This window comes from Pseudodesulfovibrio nedwellii, from assembly GCF_027923765.1.
Lineage (GTDB): Bacteria > Desulfobacterota > Desulfovibrionia > Desulfovibrionales > Desulfovibrionaceae > Pseudodesulfovibrio > Pseudodesulfovibrio nedwellii.
This window is the reverse complement of record NZ_AP026709.1, coordinates 3,675,871-3,701,695: the sequence shown is the minus strand read 5'-3', so window position 1 is coordinate 3,701,695 and position 25,825 is coordinate 3,675,871. Positions and strand designations below refer to the sequence as shown.

26 protein-coding genes and 4 tRNA genes are annotated in these 25,825 nt (G+C 50.3%); 9 read left to right on the top strand and 21 right to left on the bottom strand.

Annotated features, from left to right (window positions below):
* Positions 1–80 precede the first annotated feature (80 nt).
* The 13 genes from rpoB to SYK_RS17245 all read right to left on the bottom strand — a co-directional run bounded on the left by rpoB (position 81) and on the right by SYK_RS17245 (position 9,685).
* Positions 81–4,202 (bottom strand): DNA-directed RNA polymerase subunit beta, encoded by a 4,122-nt coding sequence (gene rpoB / locus SYK_RS17305; protein ID WP_281761515.1) that lies wholly within the window; start codon positions 4,200–4,202, stop codon positions 81–83.
* A gap of 297 nt (positions 4,203–4,499) precedes the next feature.
* Entirely contained in the window at positions 4,500–4,883 is a 384-nt protein-coding gene (rplL, locus tag SYK_RS17300) for a 50S ribosomal protein L7/L12 (RefSeq protein ID WP_281761514.1), read from the bottom strand.
* Between the two features lie 40 nt (positions 4,884–4,923).
* Positions 4,924–5,445, bottom strand: coding sequence for a 50S ribosomal protein L10 (gene rplJ / locus SYK_RS17295; RefSeq protein WP_281761513.1), 522 nt, complete (start codon positions 5,443–5,445; stop codon positions 4,924–4,926).
* A 161-nt stretch (positions 5,446–5,606) separates the two neighbouring features.
* A complete protein-coding gene (rplA, locus tag SYK_RS17290; protein ID WP_281761512.1) occupies positions 5,607–6,314 on the bottom strand; it encodes a 50S ribosomal protein L1 in 708 nt (235 codons plus the stop codon).
* Positions 6,315–6,329: 15 nt separating this feature from the next.
* Positions 6,330–6,755: a 50S ribosomal protein L11 gene (rplK, locus tag SYK_RS17285; protein ID WP_281761511.1), complete on the bottom strand. Its 426-nt coding sequence runs from the start codon at positions 6,753–6,755 to the stop codon at positions 6,330–6,332.
* Positions 6,756–6,799: 44 nt separating this feature from the next.
* The gene (gene nusG, locus SYK_RS17280; protein WP_281761510.1) at positions 6,800–7,357 is read right to left on the bottom strand and encodes a transcription termination/antitermination protein NusG; all 558 of its coding nucleotides are present in this window, start codon (positions 7,355–7,357) and stop codon (positions 6,800–6,802) included.
* Between the two features lie 33 nt (positions 7,358–7,390).
* Positions 7,391–7,648, bottom strand: coding sequence for a preprotein translocase subunit SecE (secE, locus tag SYK_RS17275; RefSeq protein ID WP_281761509.1), 258 nt, complete (start codon positions 7,646–7,648; stop codon positions 7,391–7,393).
* An 82-nt stretch (positions 7,649–7,730) separates the two neighbouring features.
* Positions 7,731–7,807 (bottom strand) — tRNA-Trp (locus SYK_RS17270).
* Between the two features lie 12 nt (positions 7,808–7,819).
* Positions 7,820–7,969 (bottom strand): 50S ribosomal protein L33, encoded by a 150-nt coding sequence (gene rpmG, locus SYK_RS17265; protein WP_264982167.1) that lies wholly within the window; start codon positions 7,967–7,969, stop codon positions 7,820–7,822.
* A gap of 2 nt (positions 7,970–7,971) precedes the next feature.
* A complete protein-coding gene (gene tuf, locus SYK_RS17260) occupies positions 7,972–9,165 on the bottom strand; it encodes an elongation factor Tu (protein WP_281761508.1) in 1,194 nt (397 codons plus the stop codon).
* Positions 9,166–9,373: 208 nt separating this feature from the next.
* A tRNA-Gly gene (locus SYK_RS17255) sits at positions 9,374–9,450 on the bottom strand.
* Positions 9,451–9,515: 65 nt separating this feature from the next.
* Positions 9,516–9,601: transfer RNA gene (locus tag SYK_RS17250), tRNA-Tyr, on the bottom strand.
* An 8-nt stretch (positions 9,602–9,609) separates the two neighbouring features.
* A tRNA-Thr gene (locus SYK_RS17245) sits at positions 9,610–9,685 on the bottom strand.
* A 648-nt stretch (positions 9,686–10,333) separates the two neighbouring features.
* Here SYK_RS17245 and SYK_RS17240 point away from each other — a divergent pair.
* Both SYK_RS17240 and SYK_RS17235 read left to right on the top strand, forming a co-directional pair.
* Entirely contained in the window at positions 10,334–11,353 is a 1,020-nt protein-coding gene (locus SYK_RS17240) for a tRNA dihydrouridine synthase (protein WP_281761507.1), read from the top strand.
* A gap of 62 nt (positions 11,354–11,415) precedes the next feature.
* Positions 11,416–12,429, top strand: a complete 1,014-nt coding sequence (locus SYK_RS17235; RefSeq protein ID WP_281761506.1) for a chemotaxis protein — start codon at positions 11,416–11,418, stop codon at positions 12,427–12,429.
* Between the two features lie 104 nt (positions 12,430–12,533).
* Here the strand turns inward: SYK_RS17235 and hypE are convergent, their stop codons facing one another.
* From hypE to SYK_RS17220, 3 genes are all read right to left on the bottom strand, one after another.
* Complete coding sequence (gene hypE, locus SYK_RS17230; RefSeq protein ID WP_281761505.1) at positions 12,534–13,538, bottom strand: hydrogenase expression/formation protein HypE; 1,005 nt, start codon at positions 13,536–13,538, stop codon at positions 12,534–12,536.
* 2 nt (positions 13,539–13,540) lie between these two features.
* A complete protein-coding gene (gene hypD / locus SYK_RS17225; RefSeq protein ID WP_281761504.1) occupies positions 13,541–14,635 on the bottom strand; it encodes a hydrogenase formation protein HypD in 1,095 nt (364 codons plus the stop codon).
* A 145-nt stretch (positions 14,636–14,780) separates the two neighbouring features.
* On the bottom strand, positions 14,781–15,302 hold the full coding sequence (locus SYK_RS17220) for a hypothetical protein (RefSeq protein WP_281761503.1): 522 nt from the start codon (positions 15,300–15,302) through the stop codon (positions 14,781–14,783).
* A gap of 355 nt (positions 15,303–15,657) precedes the next feature.
* Here SYK_RS17220 and SYK_RS17215 point away from each other — a divergent pair, with 355 nt between their 5' ends.
* The 6 genes from SYK_RS17215 to SYK_RS17190 are packed head-to-tail and all read left to right on the top strand — an operon-like array spanning position 15,658 to position 21,175.
* Positions 15,658–16,299, top strand: a complete 642-nt coding sequence (locus SYK_RS17215) for an HDIG domain-containing metalloprotein (protein ID WP_281761502.1) — start codon at positions 15,658–15,660, stop codon at positions 16,297–16,299.
* On the top strand, positions 16,265–17,179 hold the full coding sequence (locus SYK_RS17210; protein ID WP_281761501.1) for a D-alanine--D-alanine ligase family protein: 915 nt from the start codon (positions 16,265–16,267) through the stop codon (positions 17,177–17,179). Before SYK_RS17215 ends, SYK_RS17210 begins: the two co-directional genes overlap by 35 nt.
* Before the next feature lies 1 nt (position 17,180).
* Entirely contained in the window at positions 17,181–18,467 is a 1,287-nt protein-coding gene (locus SYK_RS17205) for a 3-deoxy-D-manno-octulosonic acid transferase (RefSeq protein ID WP_281761500.1), read from the top strand.
* A 19-nt stretch (positions 18,468–18,486) separates the two neighbouring features.
* Entirely contained in the window at positions 18,487–19,227 is a 741-nt protein-coding gene (gene kdsB, locus SYK_RS17200; RefSeq protein WP_281761499.1) for a 3-deoxy-manno-octulosonate cytidylyltransferase, read from the top strand.
* Positions 19,227–20,351 (top strand): glutamine-hydrolyzing carbamoyl-phosphate synthase small subunit, encoded by a 1,125-nt coding sequence (gene carA, locus SYK_RS17195; protein WP_281761498.1) that lies wholly within the window; start codon positions 19,227–19,229, stop codon positions 20,349–20,351. Before kdsB ends, carA begins: the two co-directional genes overlap by 1 nt.
* A 20-nt stretch (positions 20,352–20,371) precedes the next feature.
* The gene (locus tag SYK_RS17190; protein ID WP_281761497.1) at positions 20,372–21,175 is read left to right on the top strand and encodes a tetratricopeptide repeat protein; all 804 of its coding nucleotides are present in this window, start codon (positions 20,372–20,374) and stop codon (positions 21,173–21,175) included.
* 152 nt (positions 21,176–21,327) lie between these two features.
* Here the strand turns inward: SYK_RS17190 and gmhB are convergent, their stop codons facing one another.
* From gmhB to SYK_RS17165, 5 genes are all read right to left on the bottom strand, one after another.
* Positions 21,328–21,873, bottom strand: a complete 546-nt coding sequence (gene gmhB / locus SYK_RS17185) for a D-glycero-beta-D-manno-heptose 1,7-bisphosphate 7-phosphatase (protein WP_281761496.1) — start codon at positions 21,871–21,873, stop codon at positions 21,328–21,330.
* A gap of 3 nt (positions 21,874–21,876) precedes the next feature.
* Complete coding sequence (gene pdxA / locus SYK_RS17180) at positions 21,877–22,887, bottom strand: 4-hydroxythreonine-4-phosphate dehydrogenase PdxA (protein ID WP_281761495.1); 1,011 nt, start codon at positions 22,885–22,887, stop codon at positions 21,877–21,879.
* 52 nt (positions 22,888–22,939) lie between these two features.
* Positions 22,940–23,437: an NUDIX domain-containing protein gene (locus SYK_RS17175; RefSeq protein WP_281761494.1), complete on the bottom strand. Its 498-nt coding sequence runs from the start codon at positions 23,435–23,437 to the stop codon at positions 22,940–22,942.
* 587 nt (positions 23,438–24,024) lie between these two features.
* Positions 24,025–24,636: an L-threonylcarbamoyladenylate synthase gene (locus SYK_RS17170; RefSeq protein ID WP_281761493.1), complete on the bottom strand. Its 612-nt coding sequence runs from the start codon at positions 24,634–24,636 to the stop codon at positions 24,025–24,027.
* A 10-nt stretch (positions 24,637–24,646) separates the two neighbouring features.
* Entirely contained in the window at positions 24,647–25,237 is a 591-nt protein-coding gene (locus tag SYK_RS17165; protein WP_281761492.1) for a TrmH family RNA methyltransferase, read from the bottom strand.
* A gap of 187 nt (positions 25,238–25,424) precedes the next feature.
* Here SYK_RS17165 and SYK_RS17160 point away from each other — a divergent pair, with 187 nt between their 5' ends.
* Positions 25,425–25,820, top strand: coding sequence for a response regulator (locus SYK_RS17160; RefSeq protein WP_281761491.1), 396 nt, complete (start codon positions 25,425–25,427; stop codon positions 25,818–25,820).
* Positions 25,821–25,825: the final 5 nt, after the last annotated feature.

The window sequence follows — 25,825 nt, the reverse complement described above, 5'->3', positions numbered from 1 at the left end:
TATCCCCTATCGTAAGAAGTTATTTCATGCCCGGCCAGTCTTTCGACTGACCGGGCCTATTACCTTTTAACAGTCCGGCCTTAGTCCACCAGCGGCTTCATGGCTGCGGGAGCAGCAGGAGCAACGGGACGCTTACGGTCTTCGTAGTGCAAAGTCACATCCAGACCCAGCGACATGAGTTCCTTGACCAGAACGTTGAAGGATTCCGGCAAGCCGGCTTCCAGGAAGTTATCACCTTTGACAATCTTTTCGTACATCTTCACACGGCCCTGCACATCATCAGATTTGACGGTGAGGAACTCCTGCAGAAGATAGGCGGCGCCGTAGGCCTCAAGAGCCCAGACTTCCATCTCACCCAGACGCTGGCCACCAAATTGAGCTTTACCGCCCAAAGGCTGCTGCGTAACGAGCGAGTAAGGACCGGTAGACCGGGCATGAATCTTCTCGTCAACAAGGTGATGCAGTTTCAGAATGTACATGATGCCAACAGTGACACGGCTGTGGAACGGTTCGCCAGTACGGCCATCAAACAAGATGAACTTACCGTCAGAGGCGAGCCCGGCTTTCTCAAGCCAGCCCCAGATGCCGTCTTCATTCGCGCCGTCGAACACAGGTGTCTTGGCAACAATACCGTTCTTCAACTGCTTGAGCGCTGTCACAAACTCTTCATCACTCATGGAGTCGATGAGTTCGTACATGTCAGGTGTATCAAGGATGGATTTGACGTCCTCACGGATGTCCTTGAGCGCGTTGCCGCTCTCTTCCATCATCTTTGTAACCTGCTGACCGAGCTTGCGACCGGCCATGCCCAAATGGGTTTCCATGATCTGCCCGATATTCATACGGGAGGGAACGCCCAGCGGGTTCAAAACGATATCCATGGGAGTACCGTCATCAAAGAACGGCATATCTTCCTCAGGAAGAATGCAGGATACGACACCCTTGTTACCGTGACGGCCAGCCATCTTATCGCCCACGCTCAATTTACGCTTAACGGCGACATAGACCTTGACCATCTTGATGACGCCCGGAGGCAGATCGTCACCTTCGGTGACTTTATCGCGCTTGACGTCATAGATGTTCTTTATAAAAGCGACCTGCTGCTCATAATCGGCAGCGATCAGCTTGATTTGATCATTGATATCCTTATCGAATATACCGATCATCTTTTTAATAGGAAGTGCATCCAGCGCTTCTCGCTCGATAACCTCGCCGACTGCGCCAAGCTTGGTCTTCTTGGGTCCAATCAGCTCTTTCTTGAGCTTTCCACCTTCGCAGGCTGCCCATACTTTGTCACGAGTCGAAGCGGTCAAGGAAGCGATATGCTTCATTTCCTTGACATCAAAGGCTGCGAGATCCGCATCTTCGATCGATTTGGTGCGGTCATCCTTATCGCCGGAACGACGGTTGAAGACCTTGACGTCAACGATGGTACCGGAAATTCCCGGCGGCACCTTCAAAGAGGTGTTTTTCACATCGCGAGCCTTATCACCAAAGATAGCACGGAGGAGTTTCTCTTCCGGAGTCAGCTGTGTCTCGCCCTTGGGCGTGATTTTACCGACCATAATGTCATCCGGTTTGATGCGAGCACCAATACAAATGATACCGCACTCATCCAAGTTCCGAAGCATTTCTTCAGAAACGTTGGAAATATCACGGGTCACTTCTTCGGGTCCAAGCTTTGTGTCACGGGCGACCAATTCAAATTCCTCAATGTGAATCGAGGTAAACACGTCTTCCTTGACCATACGCTCGGAAATGAGAATGGAGTCCTCGTAGTTGAAACCACACCAAGGCATGAACGCAACAAGCAAGTTCTTACCCAGGGCGAGTTCACCATGATCAATGCCGGGGCCATCAGCCAGAACTGCACCCTTTTTGACACGCTGCCCCACCTGTACGCGGGGAGTTTGTCCAAAGCAGGAGTTCTGGTTGGACTTGTGCCATTTCTGCAATTCGTAATGCTTGGCACCGCCGGTATTCGGGGAAATCCCATTATCATAGTTGATAATAACACGTTCAGCATCCACAAAGTGGATGATACCGTCTTCTTCGGCCAGCACACAAGCTCCTGAGTCGCGAGCGACCGGACCTTCCATATTGGTACCGACCAGGGGTTCCTCAGCCTGAAGCAGAGGAACAGCCTGACGCATCATGTTGGAACCCATGAGCGCACGGTTGGCGTCATCATGTTCCAAGAAGGGAATCAGCGCAGCCGAGATGGAAACCGTCTGGCTCGGGCTGATATCCATGCAGGTGACTTCTTCTGCTGCGACTTGTTGAATATCGCCGGCAATACGTGCATTGATACGTGAATCAACAAAAACACCCTTATCATCCAGAGGAGCATTGGCCTGAGCCACAATCTCCTTGGCTTCCTTGGAGGCGTCAATGTAGGATATATCAGTGGTGGTCTGCTTGTTCACAACCTTACGATACGGTGTTTCAATAAAACCATAATCGTTGACCTTGGCGTACGTCGTCAAAGAAACGATCAGACCAATATTCGGTCCTTCAGGCGTTTCAATAGGACAAATACGACCATAGTGAGAGGTATGCACATCGCGGACCTCAAAACCAGCACGCTCACGAGTCAAGCCACCGGGTCCAAGAGCGGACAGACGACGCTTGTGAGTAACTTCGGAAAGCGGGTTGGTCTGATCCATGAACTGGCTGAGCTGTGAAGTTCCAAAGAACTCCTTCAGCACTGCAGCAACCGGTTTGGGGTTGATCAGATCATGGGGCATCAGCGTAGCGACTTCCTGCAAAGACATGCGCTCTTTAATAGCGCGTTCCATGCGGACGAGGCCGATGCGGTACTGGTTTTCTACCAGTTCTCCCACCGGACGAACACGACGGTTGCCCAAATGGTCAATATCATCAGCTGGACCATGGGTGTCCATGAGTCGCATAAGTTCCTTGACTGCGAGAAGAATATCCTCGTTGGTCAAAGTGCGAGTGGACAAATCCACGTCCTGATTCAGACGAGAGTTAAGTTTGTAACGACCCACGCTGGACAGATCGTAGTAGTCGGAAGAGCGGAACAAATTCTCAAAAAAGTTCGACGCAATTTCAGGCGTGGGAGGTGAACTGGGACGAAGCCTGCGATAAATCTCGATCTGTGCGGTCTCGAGATCCGTAGTCTTGTCCAGAAGAAGCGTATCACGCAAGGCAGAGGAAACGTCCAGGCCGCGAGTATGCAGCACGTCCAGATCCTTAATCTTGGCATCACGGAGCTTCTCAAGGAGTTCAACGGTAACTTCTTCGGCAGCCTCAGCCAAAACTTCGCCATTTTTATCGACGATGTCCTTTGCCAAGTACAATCCGAGCAAAGAAACCGGATCAACCTCGATATTCTTAACCTCGTTCTTGACGAGCTTCTTCCAAGCACCCTTTGTGAAGCTATGGCCCTTCTTGACCACAACCTTATCACCGATTTTAATGTCGGCAAAAGCTTCTTCCTTACGGAATTGCTCTTCTACGACCTTGCGCTGTACTTTGGTTTTAAGCAAAGAATAAGATTCAATTTCGTAGAAATAATCAAGGATATCAGTACGAGAAAGTCCCATCGCTTTAAGCAGGATGGTGACTGGCATCTTCCGGCGACGGTCAATGCGGACGTACAAAATGTCCTTGTGGTCGAAGTCGAAATCCAGCCAAGAGCCGCGCATGGGTATGATGCGACTTGAATAAAGCACCTTGCGGCTGGAATGTGATTTACCAGAATCATGTTCGAAAATGATACCGGGAGAACGCTGAAGCTGGTTAACAATAACACGTTCAGTACCATTTATTACATAGGTACCCTTTACTGTCATCAACGGAAGCGTTCCGAAGTAAATGTCCTGTTCCTTGATATCGCGAATCGTGCGGTTGTCAGTCTCTTCATCCACGTCAAAAACTACGAGACGGACAGTGATACGGATGGGCGTCTCGTAGGTCAGGCCTTTCGAGATGCACTCATCGACGTCGTATTTTGGTTCGCCGATTTCATAAGAAACGAAATCAAGGCTTGCGGTCTTGTTGAAATCTTCAATGGGAAACACGGAACGGAATACACCCTCAAGCCCAAAGTCTCCACGGCTAGCCGGCGGTGTGCCTTCCTGCAGGAAACGATTGTACGAATCTACCTGGAGTTCCAGGAGATGCGGAATGGGGAGCGTGTTGACGATTTTGCCGAATTTTTTTCTCAGTTGACCCATTGTACCCTCATGCATGAGCGGTTGATGGTTGGGGCGCGGGGTTATGGGAGACCCTTGCCCTCTGTCAGGCGCACCGCACATCGAAATGATGATATTGGCGCGGGAAAACGGGTAGATAAGCTGTAGCTGGAACCAAAACCCCAGCACACCGACGAGGAGCAGACTTTATGTCTTACAGCGTGTGAACCCAAAAATAAAAAGGCTATTAAACCAGTATATATACATACAGAGCAAAGAGCGCAACACCCTTCATGCAAGGGCGAGCGCTCTTTGCTATATTAGCTTAAATAGTCGAAGTTACTTAACTTCAACGTCGGCGCCAGCTTCTTCAAGCTGCTTGGCTGCTTCGTCAGCCTCATCCTTTGCAACGCCTTCTTTCAGAGCCTTAGGAGCTTCGTCAACCAGAGCCTTGGCCTCTTTCAGACCCAGACCGGTGATAGCGCGGACAGCCTTGATGACTGCAATCTTGTTGCCGCCAGCACCCTTCAGGATGACATCGAATTCAGTCTGCTCTTCAGCTTCAGCAGCACCACCGGCAGCAGGAGCAGCCATGATAGCAGCAGCAGGAGCAGCAGCTTCGACGCCGAAGACGTCTTCAAGTTCTTTGATGAATTCGGACAGTTCCAGGACGGTCATGTTGCCGATGAACTCGACAACCTGTTCTTTGGTGATATCAGCCATAATAAATTCTCCTTAAAAATTGATTCGCTTTGAACCTTGTTTACGCAGCTTCTTTCTGCTCTTTGATCGCTGTCAAAGCATACAGGAACTTGCGTTCGATGTTTGCGAACAGACACACGAAATTGCGGGGTACTGCCTGCATTGTGCCAAGTACAGAACTCAAAAGCTCAGGCTTGCTGGGCATCTTGGAAAGTTCTGTTACGCCGTCGCTGTCAAGAAACTGGCCTTCCAGAGTACCGAAACGCATGGAGAACTTCTTGTTCTCCTTGCCAAAATCGGCCAACGCTTTAGCAAGGGCGACAGGATCGTCATACCCGAGTGCTACAGCGCAGTTCTCTTTCATGTGTTCACTCAATTCACCGTGTTCGGTATCCTTGAGAGCCAACCGGGCCAGGGTATTCTTAACGACTTGGTAGTCGACGCCAACTTCAAAGCACTTAGCGCGCAAAATGGTCATTTCTTCAACAGAAAGACCTTTGAAGTCAGTGACGACGGCGATGCTGGCGCGCGAAGCTTTTTCGTGCAGCTGCTCGATGATCTGGGCTTTTTCTTGCCTTTTCATCTACCACTCCTCGTCGTTCGGCCCGGAAAGCAGGTCAAAGCGTTGTCTAAGCAGGATATTAAGTGGGTAACAACCCTCACCTGCCGTCTCTGACTCAACCTTCCGTGCGATTATCTACAGGACTCCCGAATTAACGGGAGTCCGGCATTCAATTATTTTTGCTAAACGTCCAAGAATTTCCGGACAGTCAGCGGGTCAATTTTGACACTCGGTCCCATGGTGGAGGAGACAGCCAGCGCTTTCATGTACGTACCCTTTGCAGAGGACGGCTTCATGCGCACGACGATATCCAACAGAGCCCTGAGATTCTCAAGAAGCTTTTCTGCTCCAAAAGAAATCTTTCCAATGGGGGCATGCAGGACGCCAGCTTTATCAACCTTGAACTCGACCTTACCGGCCTTGAGTTCGGTGACAGCTTTGGCAACATCCATAGTGACTGTGCCAGTCTTTGCATTAGGCATGAGACCACGGGGACCAAGCACACGGCCGATCTTACCGACCACGGCCATCATGTCTGGAGTAGCGACAGCTTTGTCGAACCCGAGCCAGCCACCCTGAATCTTTTCGACCAATTCGTCGGAACCGAAGAAATCAGCACCGGCTTCCTTGGCCTCATTTTCCTTTTCTCCCTTACAGAAAACGGCAACGCGAATATCTTTGCCGAGTCCGTTGGGCAGGCTAACTGCACCACGGATCATCTGATCAGAGTACTTGGGATCCACGCCGAGGTTGATAGCGACATCAACAGTCTCGTCGAATTTTGCAAATGCACCTTCGACTGTGACCTTGACGCCTTCCTCGACACCGACTCGCGCGGCGGTGTCACGTTCACCGACGGCGTTACGGTATTTTTTTCCATGCTTAGGCATTGTGTATTTCCTCTATTAACCCTTGACTTCGATACCCATGCTGCGGGCTGTGCCCTCGATCTGAAGCATGGCGTTCTCAATGTCATTGGCGTTCAAATCGACCATTTTCAGTTCGGCGATCTCCTGGACCTGAGCCTTGGTGACCTTGCCGACCTTTTCTTTGTTGGGTTCACCGGAACCCTTCTCCAGCTTAGCGGCTTTAAGCAACAGCACTGCTGCAGGAGGAGTTTTGGTGATAAAATCGAAGGAACGGTCCTGATACACGGTAATAACTACCGGGATGATCAGGCCTTTCTGGTCCTGTGTCTTGGCGTTAAACGCCTTACAGAATTCCATGATGTTGACACCATGCTGACCCAAAGCCGGACCGACCGGCGGGGAGGGGTTGGCACTGCCAGCGGGAATCTGCAGTTTGATCTTTCCTAATTCTTTCTTGGCCATTGTATTCCTCGATGAGAAATTCGCTGTTAGCGATTATATCCGGGCTATCCCTTGTCCACTTGGACGAAGTCGAGCTCCACAGGAGTCTGACGCCCGAAAATAGAGACGGAGACTTTGAGCTTACCCTTGTCGTAATTGACTTCTTCCACAACACCGTTGAAGCCGCTGAACGGGCCATCAATAACCCGAACCTCATCTCCACGCTCAAAGTTGAACTTGGGACGGGGTTTCTCCTGGCGGCTTTCCATCATGTTGAGGATGTTTTCCGCCTCACTGTCGCGCATAGGGGTGGGCCGATTCTTACCGCCCACAAAACCCGTAACACGCGGAATGGACTGAATCAGATGCCAGGAGTCGTCAGTCAGGATCATCTTGATCATGATGTAGCCGGGATAGAACTTTCGGGTAGACGTCTTGCGCTCACCCTTGACCATCTCGACGATCTTTTCGGTGGGCATGACGACCTCTTCGATGAGGCCCTTGTCCTGTCCGGTCCGCATCATCTCGCGGACAGTCAGCTCGACACGTTGTTCAAACCCTGAATAGGTATGAACTATGTACCAACGACCGCGAGGAGAAGCGTTTTCCATTGTGGCATCCATATTTTATTCCAGCCTTTGCAAGTAGCTTTGGTTCTAGGACAGGACGACTTCGACGATCTTGGAGAACGCCAAGTCCACCACACCCAGATAAATAGCAATGACCACGGAAACGACCAACACTGCGATGCAGGTGGTGATTGTCTCCTTGCGAGAAGGCCAGACTACCTTTTTGATCTCGACCTTTGACTCTTCAAAAAACTGCATCAGTTCTTTGATTTTGCCCATCGGACCGGTTGCCTGAGCCTGTGCGGCCTGCTTTTCAGAGACCTTTTTGCTTTTTTTCCTGGCCATATCACTTTCCCAAATTATTGAGCGGGTTGCGGGGCCTTGTCATATTTCAAACAAGACCCCGCGCCGCTATCAAAGACTAAGTTGGCAGGGGTAGAGGGATTCGAACCCCCAACATCCGGTTTTGGAGACCGGCGTTCTAGCCGTTGGAACTATACCCCTGCGCTATCGAAACTACTTGGACTCTTTGTGGACCGTGTGTTTCTTGTCCCAAGGACAATACTTTTTCACTTCCAAACGTCCGGTAGTATTCTTCTTGTTCTTCTGCGTTGCGTAATTTTTACGCTTGCACTCGGTGCACTGCAGCTGAATATTGACGCGCATGATTACTCCACGATCTCGGTGACGACACCGGCACCGACAGTACGGCCACCTTCGCGGATAGCGAAGCGCAGACCAACTTCCATGGCGACAGGTGCAATCATCTCGACATTAAAAGTGGCGTTATCGCCGGGCATGACCATCTCGACACCGTCGTCCAGAGTGACGACACCAGTGATATCAGTTGTACGGAAGTAGAACTGCGGGCGGTAGCCGGTGAAGAACGGAGTGTGACGTCCACCTTCGTCTTTGGAGAGGACGTAGACCTCAGCCTTAAACTTGGTGTGCGGATTGATGGAACCGGGCTTGGCAGCAACCTGGCCACGTTCCACTTCTTCACGCTTCACACCGCGGATCAGGAGACCGACGTTGTCACCGGCCTGACCTTGGTCGAGCAACTTACGGAACATCTCGACACCGGTACAGGTGGTCTTGATGGTGTCCTTGATGCCGACGATTTCGACTTCTTCACCAACGGTGACGACACCGCGCTCAACACGACCGGTGATAACAGTACCACGGCCGGAGATGGAGAAGACATCCTCAACGGGCATGAGAAACGGCATATCAATGTCGCGCTCCGGCTCGGGGATGTAGGAGTCACAGGCTGCGAGCAGTTCAAAGATGGGCTTTGCAGCTTCATCATCAACAGAATCGCATTCCAGAGCCTTCAGAGCGGAACCCTGAATGACCGGGATATCGTCGCCGGGGAATTCGTATTTGTCAAGCAATTCACGAATTTCCATTTCGACAAGCTCAATAAGCTCTTCGTCGTCGACCATATCGCATTTGTTCATGAAAACGACCATGGCGGGAACACCAACCTGACGAGCGAGCAGGATGTGCTCACGAGTCTGAGGCATGGGACCGTCAGTGGCTGCGCAGACCAGGATAGCGCCATCCATCTGGGCAGCACCTGTGATCATGTTCTTAATGTAGTCGGCGTGACCGGGGCAATCTACGTGTGCGTAGTGGCGGTTCTCGGTCTCGTACTCGACGTGAGCGGTAGCAATGGTGATGCCGCGCTCTTTTTCTTCAGGAGCCTTATCGATTTCATCGAAAGCGATGTATTCGCCATTACCGGCCATAGCAGCCAGTTTGGTGATAGCTGCAGTCAAAGTGGTTTTACCATGGTCAATATGGCCAATGGTACCAATGTTGACGTGAGGCTTGCTCCGTTCAAATTTAGCTTTACCCATTACAGTAACCCCCTAATCATAAAGTTGTGTAGGTTTTATTCTCTAAATACTTTCTAACAATTCAATAACCAACAAAAACATCCAAACCGAAGTTCACATCTCGTCTTGTACAGAGGATTTCATCCTTAATCAAGGATGGCTCTGCCAACTGAGCTTCGCGAACTAAAGCACACTGTATATAATGTAGATGGATGAGAGATGGCTAAAATGGAGCGGGAAACGGGACTCGAACCCGCAACCCTCAGCTTGGAAGGCTGATGCTCTAGCCAATTGAGCTATTCCCGCTCACTCTCTGTAGTCCATCAGCGGCTTTTAACCGGCCTCCTACAGTGTGATTCGAAAAAGAAATTTGGTGGTGGGGGGAGGATTTGAACCTCCGAAGGCGAACGCCGACAGATTTACAGTCTGTTCCCTTTGGCCACTCGGGAACCCCACCATTCTATTTGGAGCTGGCGATGGGACTTGAACCCGCAACCTGCTGATTACAAATCAGCTGCTCTACCAATTGAGCTACGCCAGCTCACGGGGAACGAAGTCTATATACGCCACTATTTCAAAAATCAAGAGTTTTTCGAAACCTTTTTGCAATTCGTTTGAATCGGTTTCTTCCGCTCAAGGACGGGCCGGTTTAATTATAATTCTCCGTGTTTGTCAACCCTGTTCCCTTATTTTTTTAAATTTATTTGCAAATCCACTCACAGCCAAACATCACACAGATAACGCTCTATTACCAGCTTTCCCTGTTATACCGCTATTATCAAGCAATTCAGCCCTCCCAAAACGCTTCTAATGAATTTGAAGACACTTTAAAGGCCTTTACAAAAAGCCCTCTGATTTGGCTTGATTTTTTCTTAACTCAGATCGTTTTCTCTTCTCCTTTTTTTTATAATTACTATCATTTTTCACTTCTTGAGCACCAAATCCATCGACTCCTCCCCTGTATTTATTCTCATTAAACTGCTCCCACACAACAAAAAGGCTTTGCAAACTTCATCATGATCACCCTCTTTACCACTACTTTATATAAGAAGCCCCCTCTCACCAACAAAATGCCTCGCGAATATCTCCCGCATAAAACTGGTCACCCAATGAAAAAACTCCTCTCAAAATGCATCACATGAGTATTTTTCTTTGACTCTCGGCGTATCAAGTCTTATCTGCCTTCTCTATGAATATGTTCACCATCACCCCCGACTCACCATGGCTCGCACCGCTGGCCGGATATTCCGACCTCCCCTTCCGCCTGCTCTCCAAGCAGTATGGTTGTGGCGTAGGGTGCTCGGAAATGGTCTCTGTCAAAGGCCTGGCCTTCAAAAATGCAGGCACACGCCGCCTGCTTGCCACTTGCCCGGAAGATGACCCTATGGTTCTTCAACTCTTTGGAGCAGAGGCTGAATATTTCGAACCGGTCATGGAAAAATTAGTCGGCATGGGGTACCGCAATTTCGACCTCAATGCCGGATGCCCTGTCCGCAAAGTTCTCAAATCCGGTTCAGGCGTCCAGCTCATGGAAGATCTCGACAAACTGGTAAACTTGGCTGACATCATGGTCAAAAAAGCAACCGAACATCCAGAAGGTGGTCGTGTTGGCATCAAATTCCGCCTCGGCTTCAACAAAGACGAAGAAGTATTCATCGACCTCGCCAAACGCCTAGAAGACGTCGGAGTGGACTGGGTGACCATGCATCCGCGCTACGGCAAACAAATGTTCGCCGGCTCGGCCAATTGGTCCAAACTTGCAGAACTCAAGAAATCCGTTTCCATACCCGTCGTTGGTTCTGGAGACCTGTTCACAGCAGAGGACGGTATACGCTGCATAGAAGAAACTGGCATCGATGCCATCATGTTCGCTCGTGGTGCACTCTATGACCCATCCATATTCGCCCGGTACGTCGCCCTGCGACAGGGCAAGGAACTTCCTGTACGCGACGGTGAATTCCTGGCCGCAATTGTCCGCGAGCATATTCGGCTCACTCGCCAATATGAAGGCGATGGCCGTTCCTTTCGTAAAATTCGATCCATCATCCCTCGGTACGCGAAAAGCCTTAGAGGTATTCGCGTTCTGCGAGCTTCCCTGCTCGAATGCGAAAACTGGGAAGATCTCGAGAATGCGGCCAGCGTCATCGCAAATATGGAACCGGCTAGCAATATCTCAGATAAACCGGAAGTTGACGAAATTTGCCAATAGGGTTTACACAATCTCCACTGCCCTGAATAATTTCATACTTTTGACAAGGAAGCGGTATCTCCATGGCCACTGAGTCGACCGACATTCTGCTAGAGGCCGGAACCAATGAACTCGAAATTGTGGAATTCTACCTTGAGGAAGAACCCAAGGAAGACGATCAAGCCGAGTTAAATCAAGAAGATCTGGAGCACGATAAAGGACGGATACCCAGCCGCAAAGGGTATTACGGCGTCAATGTCGCCAAAGTCCTTGAAATCATCCGAAAGCCAGAAGTCACCGAGATGCCTGAGACTTCCCATGATTCAGTGCTCGGCGCATTCAACCTCCGCTCCCGAATCATCCCGTTGCTCGACCTCTGTATCTGGCTCAAGAAAAAACGTGTCGAAAACGAACCGCCCAAGATCATTGTCACTGAATTCAATCAGGTCACGTCTGCCTTCATGGTTTCCGGCGTCACCCGCATTCACCGCATTTCCTGGGAAGACGTCGAAGCCCCAAACAAATACGTCTCAGCCTTGTCCTCCGACTCCATTACCGGCGTGGTCAAATTCGATGACCGTATAGTCTTTATTCTCGATCTCGAACGCATCGTTTCCGAACTCAACCCGGACATGCGGCTACGATTTGACGACAACGTCGAATTCGACGACGCCGCCGGATACAAAGCGCTCATCGCCGACGACTCCCCGCTCATTCGAGAAATGATTCGCGACATGCTTGGTCAGGCCGGTTTCCGCGTCGAAAAAACCAACAACGGTCGGGAATGTTGGGAACAACTCAAGGAATACAAGCGGCTGGCCGCCTTGGATAACCGTCCTATCACAGACTACGTTCAGGTCATTGTCTCAGATATCGAGATGCCCATGATGGACGGTCATCATCTTACAAAAAAAATCAAGGAAGACCCGATCCTCCAAGACTTACCGGTCATCCTCTTCTCCTCGCTCATTACCGAGAAACTCAGACACCGAGGCGAAACCGTCGGCGCAGACGATCAAGTATCCAAGCCCGAAATCACCTATCTTGCACAAAAAGCAGCCTCACTCATACAGGATCGCCAAAGAGCCTTACGCTAGCGACTGGTATACCTCCGGCGGATTAAGAACCCTCAACTTACCAAACAAAAAAGGCCCCCGGTTTCCCGGAGGCCTTTTTTTACATTCATTAATTCGCTGTTCAACTAGCAAATTCTCGGCAACTGCTCGCCTTCGAGCATACCCAGCAGGCGCTTACCGCCGAGCTGTGTGACGAGCACGACCTTACCAGGGTTGGCGTCGGTCATGGTGCCGATACGACAGGCATCCTGACCGAGCGGATCAGCGCGCATGATCTCAAGGGCCTTTTCGGCATGCTCCTCGGGCAAAATGCAAATGAACTTGCCTTCGTTGGCAAGATACAACGGATCGAGACCAAGAATGGAACAACCGCCCTTGACCTCAGGCCGAACCGGGATGTCGTTCTCCTGCAATTCGCAACAGACGTTGGAACTGATGGTAATCTCGTTCAACGTCGTTGCCAGACCGCCACGAGTAGGATCACGCATGACGTGTACTTCGGGCAGTTCCTGTACCATTTTTACGAGCAAATGGTTGAGGGCTGCGGAATCGGACTGAACATCGGCCTCAAATTCAAGGCCTTCACGAGTACCGAGAATGGTCAGACCGTGATCACCGATGGTACCTGAAATGAGCACAGCGTCACCGGACCGGGCAGCGTCACCGCTGGGAGCCGGGTCCACGATAATGTCACCAACCCCTGTGGTATTGATAAAAATCTTGTCTACCGCCCCCTTGGGGACAACCTTGGTATCGCCGGAAACGATGGACACGCCGGCATGTCGTACAGCTTCACCCATGGCTTCGACGATCTTTTCAAGATCATCCATGGGCAAGCCTTCTTCGATAATATACCCGCAGGTCATGTATCGGGGAATGGCACCCATCATGGCGACGTCGTTGACCGTACCGTGTACAGCCAAGGAACCAATATTCCCACCGGGGAAGAAAATGGGGTCCACGGTAAAGGAATCGGTGGACATGGCCAGCCGACCGGACATGGACAATTCCGCAGCATCATTGAGGCGGTTCAGTTCATCGTTGCCGAAATGGCCCAGAAAGAGCTGGGAAATGAGGCGCTGTGAAGCGCGTCCTCCACTGCCGTAATCGAGAAGTACTTTATCAGACATGGCTAATCCAGTTTGTATTTGTAATATGCAGCACAACTGCCCTCGGTGGAAACCATACAGGGACCGACCGGGTTGGCCGGAGTACACGGTTTGCCGAAGAGCGGACATTCGTCGGGCTGCTTGATACCTTTAAGTATGTCACCGCATTTGCATCCCTTGAGAGGGGCACAATCTTCAATGGTGATACCGAATTCTTTCTTGGCGTCGAATTCTTCCCACTCAGCCCTAATTTCCAGACCAGAACCGGGAATAAGCCCTATTCCGCGCCATAAGGCGTCGATGGGTTCGAAAACCTCATACATGATCTCAACGGCCTTGGTGTTACCGTTTTCACCCACGATGCGGGTATAGTTATTGACCACATGAGCCTCACCCTTTTTGCGCCAATCAATCATCTGATTCAGAGACTGGAGGATATCCAACGGTTCAAACCCTGTGACCACAGCGGATTTATTATATTTCTCCGCAATGAACTCGTAAGGCTTTGTCCCAATAATGGCAGAGACGTGACCGGGCAAAATAAAACCGTCCACATTGATGGCTTCGTCAGACAACAATGCATCCAGAGCCAGGGGCACGGTTTTGTGAAAACAAAGAATACGCAGGTTTTTGATGCCCTGCTGACGCGCCATTTTCATGGTGGCGGCGATGGTCGGGGCTGTCGTTTCGAAACCAACGCCGATGAACACCACAAGATCGTCGGGGTTCTCTTTTGCCAGCTTCAAGGTATCGAAGGGAGAATAAACCACCTTCACCCGAGCACCGTCAGCCACGGCTTTCTTCAAGTTGCGTCCATTGTCGCCGGGAACGCGCATGAGATCGCCGAATGTCGCCATAATGACGCGTTCGTTAGCCGCGAGATCCAGAAAGGCATTCACCTCGGACTCGTGGGTCACGCAAACTGGGCAGCCAGGGCCGCTCAGATGCACGATTTTCTTGGGGAGGAGCGAACGCAGTCCGCTCTGAAAAATAGCCACTGTATGCGTGCCGCAAACTTCCATGAAACGAAGGTCGCTCTCAAGCTCGGCCTCCATTCTGTCCAGCATTTTCCTGCACAGTTCAGGGTCGCGGAATTTTTCCAAGAATTCGAAGCTCAAATCATGATCCTTTATGGTATTGGTGGGTCAATTTCATAGAGATTAGCGACAGTCATATACCTTCTCAAAGATGGGGGCAAATGAAAAACCAACTCTATCGGAAGAACGCCGGAGCGGGTATTCATACATTAAAATTATTTAATGCTCATTCTTCCCTTTCGCTGGAAAAATAAATCTCGTGCCGAAGTATAAAAAGCTGTGCCGTCATTGCAGCAAGAAGAATGGGAATCATTAATGACATAAGTATCTTTGCACTCATACCAGATAAAAAATAGGCGTCCGGCTCTGGGAACAAGAGGATGTGGACAGTTCGCAATCCATTAATGAAAGCAAATGCGCTGTAATATATACCGGCCGCGGTGACAGCTCTCTGCCCCACTCTAAAAGCAAAAAAGGTCTGGGAAATGGCGAGGGATATCAACAGCAGCAATACACATCCCATAGCAAGACGCAGCTGATACGCAGGGTTAATAAGCCAATACCAAAAAAAGACGATACAAAGAATAATTAGAAAACAATCAAAAGCGATAAAACACCATCTCCCCAACTTCCGGCCAAAAAACAGCTGTGTCCCCATCCAAATGGCACCGAAACCGCCGACCAAAAGGACATGGGCGATCACAGCCCTTGCCCACTCGCCGACATATTCACTGATTGCAGACAACAAAGTAGTCAAGGCAATGGCCCCACTTCCGTAAGCCCACCAATTGACACCCGGCAGCCGATGCCGTTTATATATACGCCACATCACCCAGGCAATGCCCGCGATGCACACACTTGTAAGGGCGAAAACAATTTGTAAATATACCATAACAACCAACTTATGGTTTTCTGTACTTTTTACATAGCATACCATGAGAGACATTACGATAGAAGGGAGATATCTCTGGCCTCCCTATTCAATGATCCCTTTTTTTTATTCTATGCATCAGCTTTATTTTTTCTCAACGTACTGGTAGGTAATTTAAAGAGGTTGCACTGACGCAGCCCCCCAACTGAAACAATTTTCACGCCGCCGAATCATGAGCGAAAAAGACACTTCCGATATCGCCGCAGAACAATACGGCTCGCCACTCACACCACCTCCGGGCATGGTGTTTGACCCAACACTCGCCGTCCCGAACGATGCGCGTTGCGCAGAGTACTGGGCTCGATACGACATGCTGGAAAACGTGGCAGAACACAGCACGAAGGTTGCCAACATCGCGACCTTCATGGCTCATCACGCCAAAGGAGTCGGTCTGCCCGTGGATGTTGCCACCGTCCGTGCGTCGGCCCTGCTGCATGATATCGCCAAGACCTACTGCATCCTTCACGGCGGCAACCATAGCCAGCTCGGTGGAGCCTGGGCCATGGAACTGACCAACAACCCGACCATTGCTTCGGGGGTCACACACCATGTCTACTGGCCGTTCGAACTGGATCTTGAAAAATACTTCACCCCACTGGCCGTGATTTATGCAGACAAACGCGTTAACCATACCGAACTTGTCTCCATCGAAGAACGGTTCAAGGACCTTATCAAACGGTACGGCATCCCCCTGAACCTCATGGACAGGATCAAAGCCACCGAAGAACAGGCCCTCACTCTGGAAAAACTTTTATGCGATACGCTCAAGGTGGACTTGAATGCATGTGATTTTGATAGCTGGCGGCTGGTCTGACGAACGGGAAGTTTCCCTGTCCGGCGCTGCCAAGATTCGAATGGCCCTGGACGAACTCGGTCACAACGTTTCCTTCTTCGACCCTGCTGATGATTTCAAAAAACTATTGGCAACAGCCAAACAGGCGGACTTTGCGTTCATCAACCTGCACGGCACTCCAGGTGAAGACGGGTTAGTACAAGCGGTGCTCGACAAGGCAGGCTGCCCATATCAAGGAGCCGGTCCCGCCGCGTCATACCTAGCCCTGAACAAAGCTGCGTCCAAAGAAGTCTTCGAAGATAAGGGCATTAAAACACCAGACTGGCAGATCGTCACTCCCACTCAAGGCCGAGAAGCACAGCTTAAACTGAACCTCCCGGTTTTCGTGAAACCAAACAAGGGCGGTTCCAGCCTCGGCATGTCGCTGGTCAAACGCATTGAAGATTTCCCGGCAGCACTTGATAAGGTCTTTTCCATGTGTCAGTCCGCTTTAGTGGAATCATTCATTCCCGGTGTGGAACTGACATGCGGTATGCTCGGCGACCGTCCGCTTCCACTGATAATGATCAAGCCCAAAAGTGACGCCGATTTCTTTGACTACGAAAACAAATACGCGGCTGATGGAGCAGAGGAAATCTGTCCGGCACCCGTTGACGACACTCTCACCAAATCCATTCAACAACAGATGGTAACGGCACACGCCGCGCTAGGTCTCACAGGATACAGTCGAGGTGATTTCATGGTCACGAAAAAAGGCGAAGCTTTTCTGCTGGAGGTCAATACCTTGCCCGGCATGACCCCAACGAGCCTGCTGCCTCGTGCCGCGGCCAACATCGGCCTTTCTTTCACTGACCTTATAGCCGAACTCATCCGACTGGGCATGGAAACGAGGACACACTAATATGGTTCAGACATCCGTGAGCATGGCCCTGAAGGCATACAGCCTGGGATGGAAGTGCGCGACACCGCTCCTGAAGCTGAACTCTCGCCTCCGGGATGGGTGGGAACAACGCACGCTGTCCGGCGGCCTCCCCGCCCCGGCCCACATCTGGATGCAGGCAGCCAGTGGCGGAGAAGCATATTTGGCGTGGGAAGTGCTCAAAAACCTCAAATCACCCTTTTCTGAAAGTCTGCGTGTGCTGGTCACCACCAACACCCTGCAAGGATATGAGACTTTATTTCGGGCCGCAGATGACATCAACGGACGCAAAACCGGACTCGCTATTCAGCCATGGTATTTCCCTTTTGATGATCCCGATTTGATGGATCGCGTAGTCGATCATGTACGTCCCAAGCTGGCCCTGATCCTTGAAACGGAACTCTGGCCCGGCTTCTTGAGTGCATGCAAGAAATCCGAGGTGAACATTCTGCTCGCCAACGGGCGGATGTCTACCAAAAGCCTAGCTGGATATCTGACATGGCCCGATCTATTTCGTGCAGTGTCACCAAACACGATCATGGCCGTATCCGAAGCTGACGGCAGGCGGTTCGGCACGCTATTCGGTCGTGAAAAAGTCTGGGTCATGCCCAACATCAAATTCGACCGCATGGCGGATGCCGCTCCCATGGCCCGAAAAAACAACCCGCTCAAAAAACTTATTTCACCTAAAAGTACATTCACCGTTTTCGGTTCAGTGCGCCGACAGGAAGAACTGGAAGTAACCAAGTTGGCCGCTGGCCTCATGCGCGAACGCCCCACAACAATTCTCGGTCTATTCCCGCGACACATGCACCACATGAAAATATGGGAAACGGCAATGAACTCAGCAGGGTTGAACTGGATACACAGATCTCGTCTCAATGGCCCCGCCCTGCCCGGCACTGTCATTCTCTGGGATGCCTTCGGAGAATTGGTCCCGGCTTATGGATTGGCTCAAGCAGCCTTTGTCGGCGGCAGCCTTGCTCCTCTCGGCGGACAGAACTTCCTTGAACCGCTAACCTGTGGCGTGACCCCGGTTACCGGTCCCCATTGGAAAAATTTCGCATGGGTAGGCAAAGACATCTTTGACTCGGGTCTGACTGTGGAGGCCAAAGATTGGCAGGCAGCGCAAAACGCCTTGATTTCCATTCTGGATAAAACTCCTGCTCGACGCAATGTCGCCAAACTGGCAAAAGAATATATCGCGGACCACAAGGGCGGCGCAAAAGCCGTCTGCAAACAGGTTGCTGATTTTCTCAATAAAGACTAAGAACGCACCACGGAACGAGATGAGCGAATTTCCCGAATGTCACGGCATAATCCCGGCGAGGTATGAATCCTCCCGCTTTCCCGGCAAACCTCTGGTTGAAATCAAAGGCATGCCCATGTTCTGGCACGTCTACTCCCGGGCCGCACAATGTCCTCAAATGACAAGCGTTACCCTAGCAACTGACGATGCTCGCATATTCGAGGCAGCCGAAAAATTAAACGTGCCGGTCGTCATGACCCGGACCGACCATTCCAGCGGAACGGATCGGGTATTGGAAGCCGCACGGAAGCTCAACATCGACTCCGAGGCCGTGGTGGTCAATATTCAGGGCGATGAACCGTGCCTGGAACCGATTATGCTGACCGAACTTGTAACTCCTTTCACTGACTGCACCGTCCGAGTGACCACTCTGGCGACAGCAATAGGTGAAGACGAAGCCCTCTCCCCCGATCGGGTGAAGGTTGTTCGAGCAAAAAATGGACGAGCACTCTACTTTTCTCGCTCCCTCGTCCCCCATGATCGCGATGAAAAAATGCACGGATTCCTTCTCCACATTGGGCTGTACGCATTCCGCATGGAGGCTCTGGAGCGGTTCGGCAGTCTCGAACCAAGCCCATTGGAACAACGTGAAAAGCTGGAGCAACTCCGTCTGCTTGAAGACGGTATCGATATTTATGTGACTGAGACAAGGCACACCTGCCACGGCGTGGACAGGCCCAACGATCTCGCAACTGTGAAGAACATTCTGGAGAACGATTGATGAAAGCGATACTTGCCCTCGAAGACGGCACCATTTTCAAGGGGACGAGTTTCACCGGACAGGGCGAAGCCAGCGGCGAAGTCATCTTCAACACCGGCATGACCGGCTATCAGGAGATTCTGACCGATCCCTCCTACACCGGACAGATGGTCACCATGACCTATCCGCTTATTGGTAACTACGGCGTGAACCCCGAGGACGTGGAATCCCACAAGGTCCAAGTCGGTGGCTTCATCGTCAAGGAATGCTGCAAACGTCCGAGCAACTGGCGATCCACCATGTCTCTGCCCGACTATCTGACCGAAGTCGGTGTTATGGGTATCGAAGGCATCGACACCCGCGCCCTGACACGCCATTTGCGTTTGCATGGCGCACAGCGTGGATACATTGCCACCGGTGACGTCAACCCCGAAGAACTCGTCAAAAAAGCCCAATCCATTGAAAACATGGAAGGTTTGAATCTGGCCGACCGCGTGTCCTGTGACCGCCCTTACACATGGGACGGCACCAAGCCGATTTACATTGACGACATGAAGAATTTCGCATGGGCGGGCAAAGGCCCCAAGCTGGCCGTGTTCGATTTCGGCATCAAATGGAACATCCTACGCCTCATGGCTGCCGAAGGCTTCGACATGATCGTCCTGCCCTCGCACTACACTGCGGCAGAGGTACGAGAACTCGGACCGGATGCAATCTTCCTATCCAACGGCCCCGGCGATCCGGCTGCCGTTGCAACCGCAGTCCAAGCCACCAAGGAACTGTCCAACGAATACCCGATCGCAGGCATTTGCCTCGGCCACCAAATTCTCGGTCTGGCCATGGGCGGCAAAACTTTCAAACTCAAGTTCGGCCATCACGGCTGTAACCATCCGGTCATTGATCTGCACACTGAGAAGATTGAGATTTCTTCACAGAACCACGGTTTCTGCGTTGACATCGAAGGGTTGGACTTCCTGGAACCCACCCACAAGAATCTCAATGACGACACTCTGGAAGGTTTCCGGCACAAGGAAAAACCGCTTTTGGCTATCCAACATCACCCCGAAGCAGGTCCCGGACCGCACGACAGCCGCTATTTCTTTGCTCGTTTTCGTGATATGGTTCGGAAAAGTACCGGAATTTAGACCCCAAACAGGATCACAGTATGTCCACGGATCTGATTAAATCACGCAAGAAGATGAATTCCGTCCCTACTCTTCTGAAAAAGGGCAAATACATGCCCGCTGTTCAAGCTATTCATGACGGCCTGATTCTTTTTCTCAAGAATCAAGTCCTGAAAAACGAACGGGAAGAATTCGAAGATATCTTGCGCAAGGTCACCTATGCGCTCAACTCGGATGGCGAACTCCGTAAGATATATCCTTTAGTCATAAGCTATGAACCAGGGCAGGAACGTGCCCTGCTAGATGCCATGCGTGAACTATTGCAAGAACTGCAAAAGGCTCTCAATGAATCGGTCCAAGATGACATGGAGGCCATTCTAGCGCAGAAAAAAGCTGCCCTTGAAGAAGGCCAGAAACATCTGGATGGTCAGGATTGGAATAAAGCCACATCGACCTTCAATCAGCTTGTCACCGACTTTGGAGGGGATACCGACCTCAAGGCAGACATCGCTGACCGCTATCTCAATGCCGGACGATACAAGGAAGCGTATGAAATGTTGGACGACGCCCTCAAGGACGACCCCAACGCCATCCACTTGTACAATCGCATCGGCATGGTTCTGCGCAAAATGAAGGACTTTGAAACCGCTGAAAAGTACTATCTCAAGGCCCTGACACTGACCAGCGAAGACGAGTATCTCCACTACAACATGGGCCGTCTCTACTTCGACTGGAAGAAATGGCCTAAAATGGCGCAATCCGCACAAGTGGCGGTGGATCTCAACCCGGAATTCGCCGAAGCCGTCAAAATGCTCAAATTTGCCCAAAAGAAAACGACGCAATAAATTCGTCTGTATAAATCAAATCACTCAAAAAAAAGGCTCCCGAAACGGAGCCTTTTTTTGGTCTCAGACGGCCCTAGCGAGAGTCGCTTTCAGCGGAACCAGAGAGGAGAACCTCTTTCAAGAGATTCCCCCCTCTGGTCGCCGAAGGCTTCTTAATTCTTTTCGAAAGATTGGATAATATCGGCAGCAGCCTGCAAATCATCGACAACATGGTCAGCCGAGTTCTGACATAACTCCTCATGCTCAGCGCCTTTGCCGGTTCGCACAAGAATAGTCGTCGCACCAGTTGCTTGCCCCACTCCCATGTCTGCCTGCTTGTCCCCGATCATGTAACTCTCAGCCGGATCAAACCCTAAAGCTTGAACAGCTTGCTCCATGAGACCTGGATTCGGTTTTCGACAATCACATCCATCTTCAGGCGTGTGAGGACAAAAGAAAACACCATTGAGAATAACACCATGCCGCGCAAGTAGTTCGGCCATACGATCGTTACAGGCACGAACGGACGTCTCGTTGTAATACCCGCGCCCAACACCGCTCTGATTGGTTAACACGGCCAGAGAATATCCCATCTCCTGCATCCGCAAAAGCCCTTGCGCGGCTCCAGGCAGCAATTCCACACCGTCGGGATCGTGCAGATAATGCTTATCAAAAATAATAGTCCCGTCGCGATCCAAAAGAATACATCGTTGTGCCATGATTTACCCCTTTGCCTCAACAAGCCGCTGTACCATATCCAAAGCAGCCCGAAAACTCTGTATGGATGCCTCACCAGTGCCCACGATATCATATCCTGTACCATGGTCCGGCGAAGTACGAGGGTACGGTAACCCAAGAGTCACATTCACCGCCTGACTGAAATGCAACAGCTTGAGCGGGGCCAAACCCTGATCGTGATACATGGCAAGCACAGCCGAATACTCACCTTTGGCCGCAAAGTAAAAAATGGTATCACCCGGAATAGGACCAACGACATCAAGCCCTTCACGACGCGCCGTTTCAAGGGCGGGAATAATAGTCTTGATTTCCTCATCCCCTATTCGACCAGACTCACCGGCATGAGGATTGAGGCCACACACACCTACAGGGCCTTCAAGCCCCAACGTATGCACAAAGTCAGTGGTCAGATGCAAACAACGCAACAGCCGTTCCTCGGTCACAAGCGCCGGAACATCACTGAGACGCGGGTGGGTAGTCGCCAGACTCACACGCAACTTGGGCCTATCATCATCTGGATCATGACCACACAGATGCATACAAACCTGATCCGCACCCACACCAAGTTTTTCAGCCAAAAATTCCGTATGTCCCGGGAAATCAAATCCAGCAGACTGAAGCATGGCCTTATTCAATGGACAAGTAAGTAAACCATCAGCCAGACCGGATTTGAGTACCTCGACCGCCATATCCAAACTGACTCCGGCGGCCCTGCCTCCATTGGTGCAGGCCTGTCCAAGAGGATACTCCAACCCGAAAAGTGTCGCAGGCTCAAAAAGATAAACTCCCGCATTTTTTTCGCTGATCTGTGCCGGATCATCCAGTACCTCGAAGAAACGGATCTCACCGACTCTTTCAAGCTCCCTATCCATTGCCGAAAGCGATCCAAGCAACAAGAATCGATCAGTGACCGAAGGAGCATCAACAAAATGCCGGACAACAAGCTCAGGGCCGAGACCGCACGGGTCGCCAAGAGTGATACACAATGTGCGCATGATACTATCTATTCAACTCGTTTAAAATGGTTATGAAACATCCGCGTGAGAACTACGCCTGAGTCGGAAAGCCGTCAACACACCCTTCTCCACCGTTCTCAGAAACATACGTCATGAAGTCGCCCAAGATCTTATTATGATCAAAGGTCAACTCAGGCCATTCACCCAATGGAAAAACTTCTGCCTTAGCGGCATCATCACCTGCAGCCAATGCCGATGGGTCTTTGGGTACGCCGATGTACACCACACTCATGGTATGTTGCCGCTTGTCGCGCTCCGGATCAGAATAAACTCCAAGCAACCCCATCAACTCCACATCCAGCCCAGTTTCTTCCTTCATCTCACGGATAGCCGCATCCTCACAAGACTCACCATAATCCACAAACCCACCAGGTAATGCCCAACCAAGCGGAGGATTCTTACGCTCAACGAGAACCACGCCATCTCCTTCGGCAGACGACATGAGAATCACAACATCCACGGTGGGCGTGGGATTTCGATAGACTTCAATTTCTTCACCGCAATGGGGACACGGTCGAATTTTTACCATGACAGACTCCAGATCACAGGTTCACTTTAGTAAAGTCTCCATAAACCGGACAACCAAGTCAAACAGTGAATCAAAATTCAATTTTTTTAACCGCCCCGTTTACGAAGAAACAGCCAGCGACTCACATCAAGGCCCATACACAAGGACGGAATCAAAACATCTTAAAAACTTTTAAATATCTAATTTTATTCAATAAATAAATTTTACTCACACCACGCGAGAAAGGCTTCATCGGACCGTCCGGTGAAGCCTTTTATTTCTCGTGTGCAAAATAAAGAAGGAAGATACTTTTAATATAGCAACCCTCGTGCCAAACGAATAAAAAAAGTATAAAATTTAGATAAATACTATTATATCAGTTGCTTAAAAAAACATTTTAAATTTCATACTCCGACTTTGTTTGCCAAAACAGTACAATTTTTTTTACCCGCTTCGGGAAAAACGCCATTTATCGTGTGTTCGAGTACAAATTTTTACCCCTAGATACAAAAGACATGCAAAACGGTTTCAACTCTTTCATCTCCATCAAAAAAAAGCTTCCCTCCATAATGGAGAGAAGCCGATCTAAAACAATAATAAACTCAAAATCACGATGTCTTCACGGAAACGGAATATCCTTTGTCGCAAAGCATTTTGACGGTCACCGCACCTTCTCTGAGAACTTCCAACTGAGAAGCACCAACCAGCCGGACAACCGTTGAAGGCTTGTTACCACGGGGCCACGGCGGATCAAGGTAGGCCTTATCAACCAGTTCAAGCAATTCCGAATCAATGCTTTCGGGAAGAGCCACCGAGGGCTTGTCAGAGATATTTGCACTGGTGGCAACAAGTGGCCTCTTCATACGACGGGACAACTCTGCGGCGAATGGATGTCCGCTATATCGAACTGAAGTATATCCCTCATCATCAGACAACAGTTCCGGCAATTCTGGCAACGCCTTGACCAAAATGGACAAAGGACCAGGCCAAAAAAGTTCGGCCAAATGAATCAAATGAGAGGACTTCTCCTCGGTAACCAGTTCGAGCATATCCATGCCACCGATAATCAACGGAAGTGGTTTATCTTCTGCACGACCTTTGATGGTCGCCACTTTTTCACACGCTTCCTGACTTGTTGCGTCACATCCTACGGCATACAACGTCTCAGTAGGGTAGAGAACGACGCCGCCGGAGTTCATGACCTTCAGTAAATCATGCATAATTATACTCCTATCGCGTATACCATTCAGCTTTCAGCGTTTCGAGTTCATCTTCGGAAAACGAAGAGGTTTCATACATACCGGCTCGATCCCGCTGTGTTGAGGCTTCGTACAAAATAATAGCCGCAGCCACAGAAACATTAAAGCTCTGTACCATACCGTGCATGGGGATGTATATCTCATCTTGAATTAACTCGGCCAGTTCAGGAGAAGTTCCCCGATGCTCATTACTCAAGATTATTGCCGTAGGACGGGTAAAATCAAAAGCGGTAACAGGCTTTGCCGTTTCGGAAAATCCAGTCCTGAGAATCTGCATTCCCTGGCCGCGTAAGTCGTCCACCATACTCGCCGCATCAATATGACGGGTACGCTGAATCCACTTTTTTGCGGATGCCGAACTTTTCTTGGCCAAGTCCGGCCACTCCGATGTGGTATAGTACAAATGGACTCCGAACACGCCAAAAGCGTCACAACTTCTCAGCACAGCCGAAACATTGTGCGGATCCCAGATGTTGTCCATAACCATAGTCAGATCCTTCTGCCGTCTGGCTAGAACCTGATCGATCCGTTGTTTTCTTTTCTCTGTTATTTCGCGAGACATGCGGGTTGGTAACGATTCTCACGCAGATTTGCAAGTGTGAACAACTCATGAGAGGGTGTCCAAAAGACAAAAAAACACGTATGTCATACGTATGATAATTTTTTATCATCATATTGACTTTTTTCTATTTTAAGGTCGAGAAGAGAGTAACAAGCCCTTTTCCATCAGGTTATAACCGGAGAAAATGATGCGCGCACTTATTGTTGAAGATGAATTTCTCAGCCGAAAGGTCCTCCGTTCATTTTTGATGACCCTTTTTGAAGTGGACATTGTTGTCAATGGAAGAGAAGCAGTAGAGGCATTCAAAATCAGTCATGCAGAAAAACAGCCCTATGATCTCATTCTCATGGATATCATGATGCCCGAAGTTGATGGGATTGAAGCGCTGCAAAAAATTCGATCCATTGAAACGGACAGAGGCTATAAACCAAAGGTCAAGGTCATAATGACCACGGCCCTCGACGACCCTCAAACGGTCATAAAAACTTTTTACGACGGTGAAGCTTCAGCTTACATCGTCAAGCCGATTGCTAAAGAAAGATTGTATGATGAGTTGGAAAAACTCGGACTCTTGAACAAGTAGCCAAG

Excerpts from the sequence above, each read along its gene's own strand:
- SYK_RS17160 (WP_281761491.1), top strand. The coding sequence starts at position 25,425 with ATGCGCGCACTTATTGTTGAAGATGAATTTCTCAGCCGAAAGGTCCTC.
- rpmG (WP_264982167.1), bottom strand. The coding sequence starts at position 7,969 with ATGCGCGTCAATATTCAGCTGCAGTGCACCGAGTGCAAGCGTAAAAAT.
- SYK_RS17175 (WP_281761494.1), bottom strand. The coding sequence starts at position 23,437 with ATGGTAAAAATTCGACCGTGTCCCCATTGCGGTGAAGAAATTGAAGTC.
- hypE (WP_281761505.1), bottom strand. The coding sequence starts at position 13,538 with ATGTCTGATAAAGTACTTCTCGATTACGGCAGTGGAGGACGCGCTTCA.
- SYK_RS17170 (WP_281761493.1), bottom strand. The coding sequence starts at position 24,636 with ATGCATGATTTACTGAAGGTCATGAACTCCGGCGGCGTCGTTCTCTAC.
- gmhB (WP_281761496.1), bottom strand. The coding sequence starts at position 21,873 with ATGGCACAACGATGTATTCTTTTGGATCGCGACGGGACTATTATTTTT.
- pdxA (WP_281761495.1), bottom strand. The coding sequence starts at position 22,887 with ATGCGCACATTGTGTATCACTCTTGGCGACCCGTGCGGTCTCGGCCCT.
- rplL (WP_281761514.1), bottom strand. The coding sequence starts at position 4,883 with ATGGCTGATATCACCAAAGAACAGGTTGTCGAGTTCATCGGCAACATG.
- SYK_RS17235 (WP_281761506.1), top strand. The coding sequence starts at position 11,416 with ATGGCCACTGAGTCGACCGACATTCTGCTAGAGGCCGGAACCAATGAA.
- rplA (WP_281761512.1), bottom strand. The coding sequence starts at position 6,314 with ATGCCTAAGCATGGAAAAAAATACCGTAACGCCGTCGGTGAACGTGAC.
- SYK_RS17190 (WP_281761497.1), top strand. The coding sequence starts at position 20,372 with ATGTCCACGGATCTGATTAAATCACGCAAGAAGATGAATTCCGTCCCT.
- SYK_RS17215 (WP_281761502.1), top strand. The coding sequence starts at position 15,658 with ATGAGCGAAAAAGACACTTCCGATATCGCCGCAGAACAATACGGCTCG.
- SYK_RS17205 (WP_281761500.1), top strand. The coding sequence starts at position 17,181 with ATGGTTCAGACATCCGTGAGCATGGCCCTGAAGGCATACAGCCTGGGA.
- tuf (WP_281761508.1), bottom strand. The coding sequence starts at position 9,165 with ATGGGTAAAGCTAAATTTGAACGGAGCAAGCCTCACGTCAACATTGGT.
- rplJ (WP_281761513.1), bottom strand. The coding sequence starts at position 5,445 with ATGAAAAGGCAAGAAAAAGCCCAGATCATCGAGCAGCTGCACGAAAAA.
- SYK_RS17165 (WP_281761492.1), bottom strand. The coding sequence starts at position 25,237 with ATGTCTCGCGAAATAACAGAGAAAAGAAAACAACGGATCGATCAGGTT.
- rpoB (WP_281761515.1), bottom strand. The coding sequence starts at position 4,202 with ATGGGTCAACTGAGAAAAAAATTCGGCAAAATCGTCAACACGCTCCCC.
- secE (WP_281761509.1), bottom strand. The coding sequence starts at position 7,648 with ATGGCCAGGAAAAAAAGCAAAAAGGTCTCTGAAAAGCAGGCCGCACAG.
- rplK (WP_281761511.1), bottom strand. The coding sequence starts at position 6,755 with ATGGCCAAGAAAGAATTAGGAAAGATCAAACTGCAGATTCCCGCTGGC.
- SYK_RS17210 (WP_281761501.1), top strand. The coding sequence starts at position 16,265 with ATGCATGTGATTTTGATAGCTGGCGGCTGGTCTGACGAACGGGAAGTT.
- kdsB (WP_281761499.1), top strand. The coding sequence starts at position 18,487 with ATGAGCGAATTTCCCGAATGTCACGGCATAATCCCGGCGAGGTATGAA.
- carA (WP_281761498.1), top strand. The coding sequence starts at position 19,227 with ATGAAAGCGATACTTGCCCTCGAAGACGGCACCATTTTCAAGGGGACG.
- SYK_RS17240 (WP_281761507.1), top strand. The coding sequence starts at position 10,334 with ATGAATATGTTCACCATCACCCCCGACTCACCATGGCTCGCACCGCTG.
- nusG (WP_281761510.1), bottom strand. The coding sequence starts at position 7,357 with ATGGATGCCACAATGGAAAACGCTTCTCCTCGCGGTCGTTGGTACATA.